The organism is Paraburkholderia dipogonis, from assembly GCF_042680985.1.
Classification (GTDB): Bacteria; Pseudomonadota; Gammaproteobacteria; order Burkholderiales; family Burkholderiaceae; genus Paraburkholderia; species Paraburkholderia phytofirmans.
Window position 1 is genome coordinate 39,835 of the sequence record NZ_JBHUFR010000014.1, and the last position, 12,483, is coordinate 52,317.

General features: G+C 65.5%; 14 protein-coding genes. 2 read left to right on the forward strand and 12 right to left on the reverse strand.

The genetic code is table 11. The features are described 5' to 3' along the window. Positions 1-85: 85 nt before the first annotated feature. Genes ACFSNN_RS19630 through ACFSNN_RS19640 form a run of 3 tightly spaced genes read right to left on the reverse strand, consistent with a single transcriptional unit; the run spans position 86 to position 1,628 of the window. Complete coding sequence (locus tag ACFSNN_RS19630; RefSeq protein ID WP_134456361.1) at positions 86-946, reverse strand: anti-sigma factor family protein; 861 nt, start codon at positions 944-946, stop codon at positions 86-88. Next, positions 946-1,476 carry a sigma-70 family RNA polymerase sigma factor gene (locus ACFSNN_RS19635; protein WP_012432686.1) on the reverse strand — a complete coding sequence of 177 codons (531 nt, stop codon included), beginning with the start codon at positions 1,474-1,476 and terminating at the stop codon, positions 946-948. The genes ACFSNN_RS19630 and ACFSNN_RS19635 overlap by 1 nt, the downstream gene beginning before the upstream one ends. A 14-nt stretch (positions 1,477-1,490) precedes the next feature. Next, a complete protein-coding gene (locus tag ACFSNN_RS19640) occupies positions 1,491-1,628 on the reverse strand; it encodes a hypothetical protein (protein WP_166799229.1) in 138 nt (45 codons plus the stop codon). 408 nt (positions 1,629-2,036) lie between these two features. On the opposite strand from ACFSNN_RS19640, the gene hfq reads away from it, so the two are divergent. After that, positions 2,037-2,555, forward strand: a complete 519-nt coding sequence (gene hfq, locus ACFSNN_RS19645; RefSeq protein ID WP_012432685.1) for an RNA chaperone Hfq — start codon at positions 2,037-2,039, stop codon at positions 2,553-2,555. A gap of 20 nt (positions 2,556-2,575) precedes the next feature. Here the strand turns inward: hfq and ACFSNN_RS19650 are convergent, their stop codons facing one another. Continuing rightward, positions 2,576-2,806 carry a hypothetical protein gene (locus ACFSNN_RS19650; RefSeq protein WP_041758872.1) on the reverse strand — a complete coding sequence of 77 codons (231 nt, stop codon included), beginning with the start codon at positions 2,804-2,806 and terminating at the stop codon, positions 2,576-2,578. A gap of 341 nt (positions 2,807-3,147) precedes the next feature. Here ACFSNN_RS19650 and ACFSNN_RS19655 point away from each other — a divergent pair, with 341 nt between their 5' ends. Continuing rightward, positions 3,148-3,336, forward strand: coding sequence for a hypothetical protein (locus ACFSNN_RS19655; protein WP_134456362.1), 189 nt, complete (start codon positions 3,148-3,150; stop codon positions 3,334-3,336). A 403-nt stretch (positions 3,337-3,739) separates the two neighbouring features. Here ACFSNN_RS19655 and ACFSNN_RS19660 read toward each other — a convergent pair whose 3' ends face one another. From ACFSNN_RS19660 to ACFSNN_RS19695, 8 genes are read right to left on the reverse strand one after another with little or no spacing between them, the layout of a single operon-like run. After that, positions 3,740-4,468 carry a DUF2968 domain-containing protein gene (locus ACFSNN_RS19660; protein ID WP_134456363.1) on the reverse strand — a complete coding sequence of 243 codons (729 nt, stop codon included), beginning with the start codon at positions 4,466-4,468 and terminating at the stop codon, positions 3,740-3,742. 47 nt (positions 4,469-4,515) lie between these two features. Next, positions 4,516-5,907 carry a sigma 54-interacting transcriptional regulator gene (locus ACFSNN_RS19665; RefSeq protein ID WP_012432681.1) on the reverse strand — a complete coding sequence of 464 codons (1,392 nt, stop codon included), beginning with the start codon at positions 5,905-5,907 and terminating at the stop codon, positions 4,516-4,518. A 10-nt stretch (positions 5,908-5,917) separates the two neighbouring features. After that, a complete protein-coding gene (locus ACFSNN_RS19670; RefSeq protein ID WP_134456364.1) occupies positions 5,918-7,711 on the reverse strand; it encodes a TadG family pilus assembly protein in 1,794 nt (597 codons plus the stop codon). A 1-nt stretch (position 7,712) separates the two neighbouring features. Next, positions 7,713-8,114 carry a DUF3613 domain-containing protein gene (locus ACFSNN_RS19675; RefSeq protein ID WP_134456365.1) on the reverse strand — a complete coding sequence of 134 codons (402 nt, stop codon included), beginning with the start codon at positions 8,112-8,114 and terminating at the stop codon, positions 7,713-7,715. A 47-nt stretch (positions 8,115-8,161) separates the two neighbouring features. After that, positions 8,162-9,016: a tetratricopeptide repeat protein gene (locus tag ACFSNN_RS19680; protein WP_134456366.1), complete on the reverse strand. Its 855-nt coding sequence runs from the start codon at positions 9,014-9,016 to the stop codon at positions 8,162-8,164. Positions 9,017-9,025: 9 nt separating this feature from the next. Beyond that, the gene (locus ACFSNN_RS19685; RefSeq protein WP_134456367.1) at positions 9,026-10,036 is read right to left on the reverse strand and encodes a type II secretion system F family protein; all 1,011 of its coding nucleotides are present in this window, start codon (positions 10,034-10,036) and stop codon (positions 9,026-9,028) included. A 2-nt stretch (positions 10,037-10,038) separates the two neighbouring features. Further along, on the reverse strand, positions 10,039-11,067 hold the full coding sequence (locus ACFSNN_RS19690) for a type II secretion system F family protein (protein ID WP_134456368.1): 1,029 nt from the start codon (positions 11,065-11,067) through the stop codon (positions 10,039-10,041). Then, positions 11,060-12,481 carry a CpaF family protein gene (locus tag ACFSNN_RS19695; protein WP_134456369.1) on the reverse strand — a complete coding sequence of 474 codons (1,422 nt, stop codon included), beginning with the start codon at positions 12,479-12,481 and terminating at the stop codon, positions 11,060-11,062. The genes ACFSNN_RS19690 and ACFSNN_RS19695 overlap by 8 nt, the downstream gene beginning before the upstream one ends. Positions 12,482-12,483 lie beyond the last annotated feature (2 nt).

The window sequence follows — 12,483 nt, forward strand, 5'->3', positions numbered from 1 at the left end:
GGCGCAAGCGCACGCCGTTTCTGTTACCGCGTGTTGCACAGCGTCTGCCGACCGGCCGTCGCGCGGAGCGGACTCGCGCATGCCGCTACTGCCACGACTCCGGCTTGCCGCCGAGCGCGCTGCACACGTCGATGGCGATCGTGCGCAGCTTGCCTTCCGCGATTGGCCCGGACAGCGCGTAGCCCATGCCGTCGTTGACCCAGTAGAAGGTGCGCCGGTTGCCGTCGCGGAACAGGCGGAACGCGGTTTCGTCGCGTGAGATGCCGGTGACGTAGAGCGTGAGCCTGGCGCCGCTGGTGTTCTCGTACATGAACTGCGCCGCCGGTCCCGCTTCGCCGGGCAGGAGCCGCCCGCCCACCAGCGAGTAACCGTATTCCTGCAAGGACGGCACCGAGAGCGGCCGGTTCAGCCGTTTGGAGAGCCAGTTGATCAGATGCTCTTCTTCGTTCGCGGCAACTTCCACCGGATGACGCCGCTCCGGCGTGTACACCGCATACGCGATGTCCGCGCGCTCGGCGAAGCTCGGCGGGCTGCCGCCCAGACCGCCCCACGCGCCGCCGGTCAGACGCGGCGCGAGCGGCCCGAGGGCAAGCGCGAGCCCGGCGCCGGCGGCCAGCCAGCAGGCCGCGACGCCCGCGCGTTGCCACCACGGGGTGCGCCGCCGCAGCACGATGAAGGCCGGCTCATCGGCCGCCTCGCGTTCATGACGCTCGTCGCGCTCGTGACGCTCATCGCGCTCGCTGCGCTGCGGCGCGCCGCACAGCGCGCGCAACGCCGCCTTCTGCGCGCGCCACGCGGCCACGCGCGCGGCGGCCTGCGGATGCTGCGCCAGCTGAGCCTCGATCGCGGCGCGCTCCGCGCCCGGCAACTCACCGTCGACATACGCCGACAGCGCTCGCAGATCGAGCCCTTCGGGCAAGCTGGAATCGTAGTCGTCGCTGTTCATCACGGGTTTCTCACTACTTTCAACGGTGGATTTTTACGCGCCGGCCCATGCGCCGGTCCCTCCGTCAGCAACGCGCGCATGTGTTCGCGCGCGCGGGAGAGCCGCGACATCACCGTGCCGATCGGCACGCCGAGCGCGCGCGACGCTTCCTGGTAAGACAGCTCCTCCACGCAGACCAGCAACAGCACTTCGCGCTGTTCGACAGGCAGACAATACAGCGCGCGCTGCAGATCGCGCAGCACGAGACCGTCGACCTCACCTTGCGGCGCTTCGAGATTGCGCCACGGCGCGCTCTCGTCGTCGACGGCAATCTCGCGGCGGCCGCGCAGCTGATCGATGTAGAGATGCCGCAGGATCGTCAGGAGCCATGCGCGCAGATTGCTGTCCGGCCGGAACGCCGCCCAACGGGCGAGCGCGCGCTCCGCCGTATCCTGCACGAGGTCGTCGGCCCACGCGTGGTCGCCCGTCAGTGCGCGCGCGTAGCGGCGCAGCTGCGGGAGCCACGAAATCACTTCGGCTTCGAAATTCACCCGGCGAGCGGCGCTCAGTAGCCGCCGCTGCTGCCGCCGCTCGAGCTCGAGGCGCCGCTATCGGTCGCGGACGTGCACGCGCTCGTCGCGAGCGTACCGCCCGCGAGTGCCAGCAGAACCAGAACGGCGGAAAGGATGCGCGATACTTTCATGGTGAGTCTCCTGTCGGCCAGAGTTGGCGCTTCTGCGCCTGCTCTGTTCCTATGCAAGAAGCTTGCGGATGCTCGCCCGGACCCCCGGTGCGGCCGGCACAAGCCGATCGGCCACGCGCACGATGCAGCGTCGCCATGCCTGATATAACGCGCTCAGGCGGAGATTTATTCCACCCGATGCACACCCGCGCGCCATCTTTTTCCGCCACCCGCGCGGCGCAGGGCCGCGTGTGGCGGAAGAACGCGGCATTGGTCCGCAGATTCGTAACTCAACGTTACAGTCAATAGTTATCAGATGCTTATGTGCCCACAAGCCGTTATAGTGGACGCAGTTCGCCCGCCGACGCGTTCCGCCCCCACACAGGGTAGAATCGCGGCGAACAACCGTCTTTCTAACCTGAATTGTCCATGGCTTCCGCAGAATCGCATCCGCAAAACGACTTCATGAACGCTGCGCGCAAAGAACGAAAGCGCGTCGAGATTTACCTTGTCAACGGCATCCGTCTGACCGGGTGCATCGAGTCGTTCGATCAGTATCTGGTGATGCTGCGCACGCCTGTCGGCCTGCAAGGCATCTACAAGCGCGCGATCTCGACGATCCAGCTCGACACCGGCACGCGTCCGGCTCCGCGCGCGGGGCGCCCCTCGCACGGTGAGCACACCACGCGCGGCCCGCACGGGTCGCGTGAACCACGCGATCACCGTGAGCCGCGCGAACCGCGTGAACCGCGCGAGTCGTATGGCGCGCCGTCTTCGGACCGGCCTGCGTCGGATCGTAGCGGCGGCACGTCGGACGGCCCGGTGGTCGTTACGCGGCGCCGGCGTCTGTTCGGCACGGGCGGCGACGGCGGCAATCACGGTGGTGGTAACCGCGGCGGCGACAACCATGGCGGCGGTAATCACGGCGGTAATGGCGGCAGCGAATAAGCGGCCGCGGCAGCGCTCGGCTACTCCGGTGAATGGTCGAGCCGCTGCAATATCTTCTCCAGACGCATCACCTGCAGTTCCGTCAATTCGAATCCGCATTTAACCGCCAGCACGCGGCGCCGCCAATATACGGCGTCCAGCAAACGCTGCGCCGGTTGCTTCGTTGCCCAATCCAGGTGTTCCAGCTCAGCTTCCACGACGTGCGACGCGTTGAGGCGCTGCGACGCGCACGCGCTTTTTTTCCGGTTCATGTTATTCGCTGCCTTGTTGTTCACGGGTTCTGGTTGCGCCCCTCCCGAGCGCGACACGGCCGGTTCGCGGCATGCGTTGCGGTCTGCCGGCCCACGCGGCCGGCGCCTGCTTTTCTTTTCCGCGCCGCACTGTGTCGACACACGGAAAACGAGTTGATGCGCAATGGTTTTAAGTTCGGCTGATGAACCCGCATCGGTTCGTGCATTGGTTCGTGCATTGTTTGGCTGGCGGTTTTGCAGCGGGCACTTACGGCGCGCGATCTTAGGCCGTTCGGCCGATGTTCGCCGAAGCCTGCTTTGCGCTATGCTGATTTGCAGACTCTCTTCTCACGGAGCACGTCATGACCAGCAAGAAGCAACACGAATCCCCTCCCGCGGCAACGCAAACGCCCGCCGAATCCGCCGACGACCGTCTCGACGAGGCGCTCGAGGAAAGCTTCCCCGCCAGCGATCCGATTGCCGTCGACATGGCGGACCCGCATCACGCGCCGGAAAAAAAGGAGTCTTCGGAGGGAAAGAAGCGGCATTAGAGCTGGCCGCGTGCTCGGCTTGAGGAGCATAGGGAAAGCGAAGCGGCAGCCAAAGCCTGGCCGCGTCTAATGGCATCCGCATCGCCATCGCTATCTCGCGGGCGGTGCGTCAAGCGCGGTCGTTCGTGCGGGTGCCAGACAATCTGGAAGATTTGCTGCGAGCCACTCGCCGGCCGCGTGAGACGTCACGCGAACACGCTTGAGATAAACGTGGATCGCTATTGCTGCTGTATGAATGGAAAATCGAACGGGTGCGAGAAACGGCAACGCCGTTCGCGTGGACCTGACGAACTACACCCATTGCACGAATACAGCTGAACACCGAGCCATCGTTCCGATGAGCCGGACAACACGTTCAATACCGCGCCGCCCTTCCCACCGGATGCTCTTCAAACCATCACGCTCAATGCAAGGGCAAACCGCTTTCCAATTGACGCTGCAGATCGCGCACCTGGCGCTGCGCGGCGCGCAACTGATCCTGCGCGGAAGCCTTCTGTTGAGCCAGCGATGTCGCTTCGGCGCGAGTTTGCTGCTGCTGGGTCGCCACGATGCTCTGCTGCTGACGCGCCACATCCAGGTCCGCCTGCAGGCGGTTCGCATTGTCCTGCTGCAACGCGATCATCCGTTCGGTGAATGCTTTTTGCGCTCCGAGTTGCGTGCGGCGAATCTCGACGTCGGACAGTTGCAGCGTCTGACGCACGAAATCCTTGTAGATCATGTCGGCACGCGTCGCGTCCTGCGTCTTGATGACGCGCCAGAAATTTTTCTGCTGGAACAGCGCCACGTAGTACGTCATTTCCTTGCCGTAAAACAGCAAGCTCGCGCCGTAACTGCCGTTATACGTGGTGCGCAATTCGCTCAGATCCGAGCCGCGGATCATCTGCTGCAATTCCGCCACATTGCCTGCCGCGGACTGCTTCGCTTCATCCGACGTGAGGGCTGAGGTCTGCGCCTGTCCTGCCTGTGAGGTAGCCGGCAATGCGGCCGTCGTGGCTGGCTGGGAAACAACGCCGCCGATGCCGCCAGCGCTCGCGCTGCTGTTCTGCAGAGCCTGCGCATTGACGCCTTGCGCCGCCCCCATCGCGATCAATGCGGCGAGCGCAATCTGTCGCAGTTTCGACTTTCGGTCCATGTAATTTATGCTCGAACAGTTTTTGTTTTAGTACAACCGGCCCATTATTACTCACTTTCCCGCGTTTCGGGCTCCTCGTCGAAAATTTGATACTTGCGCATTTTCTCCCATAAGACCTTGCGGCTAATGCCCAGATAGAGCGCCGTATCCTGGCGGCGCCAACCGTTTGCGTCGAGCGCGGCCAGCACGCGATTGCGCTCGGCCATGTCCCATTTGCTGCGGTCCACCAGCACCTCGGCGACGCTCTCCGCCGGCACCGGCTGAGTGGTGCGCGCGAGTGCGAGAAGCCGTTGCAGGCGCGCCGCATCCCACGCGCCAATCTGCCGCACAGTCACGCCGATACGCTCCGCCAGATTGCGCAGCTCGCGCACATTGCCGGGGAAATACGTGTCGGCGACGGCGTCGGCGAGCCAGTACGGCAGATCGGACAACGCGGCGAGACGCTCCGCGCCGACGATCTGCGCGATGAACGCCTTGAAGATCGCAATCTTGTCGACCGCGCCCCGTTCTTCCAGCGACGGAATCTTCAACTCGATCACGGCGAGCCGGTAGTAAAGGTCGGCGCGAAACGTGCCGTCCTTCACCAGTTGCGGCAGCAGTTTGTTGGTCGCCGCCACCAGCCGGAAGTCGAGCTTGACCGGCGTCGCCGAACCGATGCGCGTGACCGCGCTGTCTTCGAGCACGCGCAGCAGCTTGACCTGCTGATAGAGCGGCAGATCGCCGATCTCGTCGAGAAACAGCGTGCCGCCGTCGGCCTGCTCGAAGTAGCCTTTGTGCGCGACCACCGCGCCGGTGAACGAGCCTTTCGAGTGACCGAAGAAGAGCGACTCGAACAGGCCGTCCGGAATCGCGCCGCAGTTCACCGCGACAAAAGGGCCTTGCCCATAGCGGCTATGTTTTTCGTGCAGCAGCTGCGCGATGCGCTCCTTGCCGACGCCGGTTTCGCCGTGCACCAGCACGCTCGTGTCGCAATCGGCGAAGGTGTCGACTTCGTGCAGCAGCGCCTGCATGCACTCCGAGTTGGCGATCATCGCGTCGGACTCGTGCGTCTTCGCGCTGTGCGCGCGCATTTGCAGCACGAGCTTCATGACCATGCCGCGCAGTTCGGCGCAGGTGAAGTCGAGCGGCAGAATATGCGAGTACTCGGACGGATAGGTGGCCGGATCGTGCTCGCGCGGCGCGGCGCCGACCCAGACCACCGGAATGCCGTGCGCGGCCTGCCAGTCGCGCAGGATCAGCGCGCCGCTGTCGATCACCGACACGCTGATGATCGCGAGCGACGGCCGCAGCGCGGTCCGCTCGGGCGAGATCGCGATATCGTCCGCACGGATCACTTCGACATCGAAGCTCGCCATGCAGCGCGCGACCCGGTCGACGATGTCGGCCTTGCCTTCCCAGACGTAGATATCGAGTTCCTCGATTTTGGTGGTGGTTCTCATCTTGGATTGGCTAGTTGACCAGTTGCGAAACGCCGCACGTCAGCGACATGTTGTGGACCGTGGCGGTGCCGACCTGCACACCCAATAGGGAAAGTGTCGGGACGATCAGGGTGTTCAGCAGGTCGAACACCGGCTGCAGCAACCCCGACAAAGCGATGCTTACTGCGCTAAGAATCGGCTGCAGAAGCGCACCCAGGTCGGCAGTACCCAGCAGCTTGATGGACACCGCACCGGGAGCTCCCAGGTTCGCCAGCAGTCCAGTCGTCAACGAGGACAGGTCGCTGCCGACGGCGTTGGAGTTAGTGCTTTGGGTGACGTCGAAGCTACCCGACGAACCATCGAAAACCAATGACGTTTGTCCGGGCGTAGCTTGCGCCTTGATGCCGGCCAACTGCACGTCAGCGACCTGTCCCAGAAGCGCCATGGAAATAGAAGCCACCTTCATGCGAGCCGGCTTCGTGGTCGGGCTGCAGTTCGAGTCCGCTCCGAGACAAAGCAACGCGATACCCGGCGTCACCTGCATCGTGGCGCGGGTCGCTGCTTTGGAGCTTTCACAGTCGACCGAGCTCAACGTCGCAGTAGCCGGTGCGATCGCGAGGGTCAACACGATTGGCGTACTGAGCGCCGAGATCGTCGCAATGCCGAGGTTCAGCGGCTGCGCCAGCAATGGCGGCAGTGTCATGTTGAGCTTGATGGACGCCGCTTGTGCGCCGGTGCGCGGCTGGCCACTGGCGTCCGTGCCGCCCTCGCCCATTGCGAGCACCGGCGGATTGACGACCTGTAGCGACAGGGCCGCCACAGCAGGCAACGCTGCGGCGACGTTGATCGCCGGTGGTTGCGTGGTGGAACCGTCCGAATTGACATGCGGGCTCTGCGCGATCTGCGCGGCCACCAGCAATGCATCAAGGGCATTGATGCTCGCGCTTGCCGCGGACTCCGGATTGGCCACTTCAAGAGCAAGCAGCCCCGGCGCGGACGAAACGCCGTTGCCCAACGCGATGTTCTGGCCACCGGGAACGGCGAACGCCAACGTATTCAAAATACCGGCGCTGACTGTGTTGCCGCCCGCCGTCAAGGCGGTGGCCATCGCGATCATCAGGTCATGAACGCTCACCGAGGTGCCGAGCAACTGCTTCATCGTCGCCGCACCCAGCGCCACACGTAGATCGTCGAGTTTGATGTGCGCGCTCGCGAGGCTCTGCACATCGCCCACGCTCAGTGACACGCTCGCATTCAGTAAACCGCCAAGAATCGCATTCAGCAACGCCGACTGCTGCGTATTGATCGACGCGATGCCGGTGCCAAGCGAGAACGCGTCGATGTTGGAAGCAAACGCAGTAGCCGTCGCCGAAACGTTGCGGCTCGGTCCGACGAAGAAGTACGGCACAACCTGCGTCGTCGTCACCTGCACCGCATTCAGCGGATTGCCGTTCGTGCCGAAATAGGTGCTCTTGCTGGTGTCCCAGCGGCCGCATGTCGTATCGATGGTCGTCGTGCCGCCGGCCGTGAAACCATTGGCCGCCGCGTTCTGCTGCGCGGCCGTGGTGGCGCTCGCGCAGCCGCCCGTGGAGCCGATCATCTGGACCGCCGCCAGCGCCGCCAGATCGGCCGTGCGCTGCAATTGGCGGCGCGCGAAAAACACATTGCCGACGTCGAGCGCGCCGAGCGCGGCGATCGCCACGCTCAGCCAGATCACCGCGACCACCGCGACCGCGCCATGCTGGCGGCGCGCACCCGCACGCCGCATCCTCAGGGGATGCGCACGGCGCGCGGCACGGCTCATGGCGAAAGACAATCGACGCATGTCAGTTCGATCCGCCGCCGCTTCCGCCGAGCCCGCCGTTGACGGCCATCGCACCGTTGCCGCCACTGCCCGTGTTCAGCGCCGAGCCGTACAGATCGGGAATCTTGCTCTTGAACGATTCCATGTAGCGGCGATAGGCCAGCCCGGCTTCGGCGCCGAGCATCGGCAGCGCGGGCGCGGCTTGCTTGTTGCTGCTTTGCAGATCGAGCCATGCGCGCGTCGCGTGACCCACTTCACTGGCTCGCACTGCCGGCGGCGCGCTCTGATCCGCCGGGGTCATGTCGCTCGTTTGCGCCATCGCCGAGACGGAAGCGCCCAGCAGCGACCCGGCCGTCACGGCCGTCGCCAGCCACCGGCACGGCATCGCCGCCCGCCAGGCCCGCTTCGTTGTCGTGTTTCTCATTGTTGCTCCCTGATTGCCCGATGCATCACCACGAAGTCGCTGCGCGCTCATTGCGCGAAACGCTGCAACAGACGCGGCGCGGGCTCGATGCCCTGCGCGCTCGCCACCGTGCGCGCACCCGTGCCGAGCGCGCCCGAGTCTTGTTGCGCCGGCGCACCGCGTGTTTGCGCGCGCCCAGCCGCGGCCACTTTCGCCGCATCGCTGCGGATCGCGGCGCGCACGTCCGGTGCGAGCTTCTGCTGGTTCATGATCGCCAGCGCCTGCGCCTGGTTGCCATTGGCAAGCAGATAAAGCGCAACGTTGCTGACGATCTTCGGATTGGCCTGGTCGAGTTCCGCCGCCTTCATGAGCGGCACGCGCGCGCCGTCTACATCGCCGTCGCGCAAGCGTGCATAGCCGAGGTCCGACAGCGTCGTCGCATCGGTCGGCGCGAGCTGGACGGCCTGCTGCAATTCCTGCGCGGCGCGCGCGAAGTCGCCCGCCGCGCCCGCGATCAGACCGAGGCCGCGATAACCGCGCGTGGCGAGCGGCGTCTTCAGCAGTTGTCCGTATGCGTTCGCGGCGGCGGCCGGCTGATCGGTCATGCGCAGCGCGTCGGCGCGCAGAAGAATCGAATCGGGGCTCGCGCCGTACTGTTTGTCGTATGCGTCGATATGTGCGAGCGAAGCGAAGTACAGCCCTTGCGATTGCATCTGATCGATCAGGCCGAGGTACATGCCGGGCGTGTCCGGCGCGGGATCCTTATTGGCCTGCTGCGCCATCACGGCGCGTTCCGCCTGCGGCCCGACGCCATAGCCCGTGACGTCTCTGGACGCACACGCGCCGAGCAGCGACAACGCGGCCAGCGCCGCCGCAAAGCGGGCGCCCTGTTTGACGGAATCGAATGAGAAACTGTGAGTCATGGCAAATCCTTAGTGCTTCATTTTGCCCAACGAATGCTGGACGGCCAGCACACCGGGGCCGGCTGTGACGATCATCAACGCGGGCAACAGCGTGACGATCATCACGCCCGTCATCTTCACGGCGAGCCGGCCGATGCGTTCGCGCAGCATCGCGCGGCGCGCCTCGCGCAGCCGGTCGCCGAACTGCTTGAGCGGTTCCTGCACCGCGCCGCCGTGCCGGTCGACCTGCACCAGCAAACGCACCACCGCGCGCAGATCCTCGTTGTCGTAACTCGACGCGAGCCGGTTCAGCGACTGCTCACGCGTGCGGCCGGCGGCAAACTGACGCTGCGCGATTTCCAGTTCGCCGGCGAGCACTGGCAGCATGCCGCGAAAATCGTTGACCACCACCTGCAAGCTCTGATCGAGCGACAAACCCACGCCTTGCAGAAGACGCAGCAAATCGACCAGCAGCGGCAATTCGTCGGCCACCGCGCGACGGCGCTTGCCGGCACGCCGCCGCAACACGAACTTCGGCAACATGAAGCCCGTCATCACGGCGACGATCACCAGCGCCGCATAGCGGGACCCGTCCAGATGGGCGCTCGCCAGCGTACCGGCGAGCACCGGCAGCACCAGCGCGCCCACGAGCCGCGCAAGCAGAAACAGGCCGCGCGTGCGCGTATCCACGAAGCCGCATTGCTCCAGCAGCCGGCGATCTTCTTCAGCAACGACCTGGCGGCCGAACGGCGTGTCGAGCCAGCGAATCCCCGTATGCGCGAAGCGTTCGAGCAGGCCCTTGAAACCCGTGGGCGGCACGCTGCGCACGGCTGCCTTCGCGCCAGCCTGCGCGCCCTCCGCGCCACGCGCCGCCGCGGCCGCGAGCGCCGCGCTTTGCAACGCGCGCTCGTCGAGCGCATGCCGCAGCGTGCGTTCGCTGCGTCGCGCGGCCGCGACGCGCGCCAGCATCAGGCCGGCGATCAGCAGCAAACCGAGCGCGGCGAGAGCCAGTGCGAGTGCGAGGAGTTGTTGAGTCTGCATCGTCAATTCCTCAGATTCGCGAGGCGGTACAGCAGGTACGCCCCTAGCACCTGCAGCACGAACGCCAGATAGACCAGCTGCCGGCCAGTCGGATCGAACCACATCGAGGCGAAATACTTAGGATTGGAGAGAATCAGAAAACCGCCGATGCCGATCGGCAACATGGCCAGCACCCACGACGACAGCCGCGTTTCCGCCGACATCGCCACCAGCTCGCGCTCGGCGTGTTCGAGATCGCGCATGAACGAGGCCATCCGCTCGAGCATCACGTCGGCGCGGCCGCCGTATTTGACCGACAGCCGCAGCACGGCGCCGACCAGTTCGAGTTCGCGCACGCTATAGATCGCGGCCACCTGCGACAGCGCGCGGTCGATTTCGACGCCGGTGCGCAACATCCGCGACACGTAGTCGAGGCATTCGCGCAACGGCGCCTCGGTGGTTTGCAGCGCGGCCTGGAAGGCTGCCGGCACACTGTTGCCGAGCGTAATCAGACGCACGATGCCGTCGAGAAAGAGCGGCAACTGCCGCACGATCTGCTGACGGCGTTTGTTCACGCGCATCGTCAGCAGAAAATAGAAGAACATCACGCAGGCGATCAACGCGACGCAGGCCGCGAGCGCGCCGCCCACCATGGCGGCCCAGCCGCACAGCAGCACCACGATCGTGCCGGCGATCGCGGCAGGCGCTTTGGCATTGGCAATGCCGGCACGCGCCATCGCGTGTTGCACCATGAAGCGCACGCGCGCCTGGCCGTAGCGCCAGCGCGCGAGCCAGCCCGCATCGGCCGGCGGCGCCTGCGGCGCGATCACGGCGTGCTGGGCCGTGACGCGCGCGGGGGCGGCGCGCGCCGTGCTTGCCGCACCGCCGCCCATGCCGCCCATGGCTGCGCCGGCCGGCATCGCCATGCGGCTATCGATATAACGCTCCGCACTTGCCTGGCCTTTGCGTTGCGCGCCGCGCTGCCAGAGCAGCAAGGCAAGCGCCGCGCACAGCAGCGCGAGCGCCGCGAAGACCAGAACCGCGCTAGACATTGAAGCCTCCGCCGAACCCGCCGCCGCCAAAGCCGCCACTGCCGCCGCCGAAGCCACCGCCACCGAAACCGCCGCCGCCCGATCCGCCGAAGCCCGCATTGCCGAACGCACTGCCTGCTTCACCGCCTCCCAGCGCCTGACGGAAACGCGCCAGCTTCGGCGAGTGCGGATGAATGCCCAGCGAAACCCAGTTGTCGAGTTCGTCGCCTTCGGCCGTCAGGATCGGCTCATAGCGATACAGCTCCTGAGTCGCAATGATGTTGTCCGACAGGCCCGTCACTTCCGTGACCGACAGAATCCGCCGGCGCCCGTTGGAGAGCCGCCCGATCTGCACGATGAAGTCGATCGCGTTGGCGATCTGGCGGCGCAGACTCGACTCGGTACCCTGGAAGCCCGCGAAACCGGCCAGCATTTCGAGCCGGTACAGACATTCGCGCGGCGAGCTGGCGTGCACGGTGCCCATCGAGCCGTCGTGGCCGGTGTTCATCGCCTGCAGCATTTCGAGCACTTCGCCGCCGCGCACTTCGCCGACGATGATGCGGTCCGGCCGCATCCGCAACGTATTGCGCAGCAGGTCGCGAATCGTCACGATGCCCGAGCCGTCGAAACCGCCCGGCCGGCTTTCGAGCCGCACCACGTGCGGATGGTTCAGCGACAGTTCGGCGGTGTCCTCGATCGTCACGACCCGTTCCGGCTCGGGAATATGAAAGGCCAGCGCGTTGAGCAGCGAGGTCTTGCCCGAACTCGTGCCGCCCGACACCAGCACGTTGCAGCGCGCCGCCACCGCGGCTTCGAGCAGTGCGCCGATTTCCGGGCTGTAGGTGCCGTTGCCGAGCAGATCGTCGGGCCGCATCGGATCCTTGCGGAACTTGCGGATCGAGACGATCGGACCGTCGATCGAAAGCGGCTCGATCACCACGTTCACGCGGCCGCCGTTCGGCAAACGCGCATCGACCATCGGATTCGATTCATCCAGACGGCGGCCGATCGGCGCGAGAATGCGCCGCACGATCCGCAGCAGATGCGCGTTATCCGCAAAGCGCACCTGGATGCGCGTGAGAATGCCGTGGCGCGACACGTACACGTCGTTATAGCCGTTGATCAGAATGTCTTCGACGGCCGGATCGGCGAGCAGATCCTCGATCGGACCGAAGCCCGCGAGTTCCTTGGTCAGCGCCTCGGCGATCAGGCGCACCTCGCTTTCGTTGATCGGTATCCGGCGCAGCCTGACGAAGCTGTCCATCTCCAGATCGACGAACTGGTTGATCGCGTTACGCGACCAGCGGCCGAACTCGGAGCCGAGTTCTTCGATGCGCGTGAGCAGATGTTCGTGCGCCGCGTTCTTGATGTCCTGGAACTGCTGGCTATGCGCGAACGAAGGCGCGTCGTCGGCAAATTCGATCTCTTTTGCCATCG

What these genes read in the sequence shown, in the direction of transcription:
- ACFSNN_RS19655 (WP_134456362.1), top strand. Translation starts at nt 3,148, where the DNA reads ATGACCAGCAAGAAGCAACACGAATCCCCTCCCGCGGCAACGCAAACG.
- ACFSNN_RS19695 (WP_134456369.1), bottom strand. Translation starts at nt 12,481, where the DNA reads ATGGCAAAAGAGATCGAATTTGCCGACGACGCGCCTTCGTTCGCGCAT.
- ACFSNN_RS19640 (WP_166799229.1), bottom strand. Translation starts at nt 1,628, where the DNA reads ATGAAAGTATCGCGCATCCTTTCCGCCGTTCTGGTTCTGCTGGCACTC.
- hfq (WP_012432685.1), top strand. Translation starts at nt 2,037, where the DNA reads ATGGCTTCCGCAGAATCGCATCCGCAAAACGACTTCATGAACGCTGCG.
- ACFSNN_RS19665 (WP_012432681.1), bottom strand. Translation starts at nt 5,907, where the DNA reads ATGAGAACCACCACCAAAATCGAGGAACTCGATATCTACGTCTGGGAA.
- ACFSNN_RS19650 (WP_041758872.1), bottom strand. Translation starts at nt 2,806, where the DNA reads ATGAACCGGAAAAAAAGCGCGTGCGCGTCGCAGCGCCTCAACGCGTCG.
- ACFSNN_RS19690 (WP_134456368.1), bottom strand. Translation starts at nt 11,067, where the DNA reads ATGTCTAGCGCGGTTCTGGTCTTCGCGGCGCTCGCGCTGCTGTGCGCG.
- ACFSNN_RS19660 (WP_134456363.1), bottom strand. Translation starts at nt 4,468, where the DNA reads ATGGACCGAAAGTCGAAACTGCGACAGATTGCGCTCGCCGCATTGATC.
- ACFSNN_RS19680 (WP_134456366.1), bottom strand. Translation starts at nt 9,016, where the DNA reads ATGACTCACAGTTTCTCATTCGATTCCGTCAAACAGGGCGCCCGCTTT.
- ACFSNN_RS19685 (WP_134456367.1), bottom strand. Translation starts at nt 10,036, where the DNA reads ATGCAGACTCAACAACTCCTCGCACTCGCACTGGCTCTCGCCGCGCTC.
- ACFSNN_RS19675 (WP_134456365.1), bottom strand. Translation starts at nt 8,114, where the DNA reads ATGAGAAACACGACAACGAAGCGGGCCTGGCGGGCGGCGATGCCGTGC.
- ACFSNN_RS19670 (WP_134456364.1), bottom strand. Translation starts at nt 7,711, where the DNA reads ATGCGTCGATTGTCTTTCGCCATGAGCCGTGCCGCGCGCCGTGCGCAT.
- ACFSNN_RS19630 (WP_134456361.1), bottom strand. Translation starts at nt 946, where the DNA reads ATGAACAGCGACGACTACGATTCCAGCTTGCCCGAAGGGCTCGATCTG.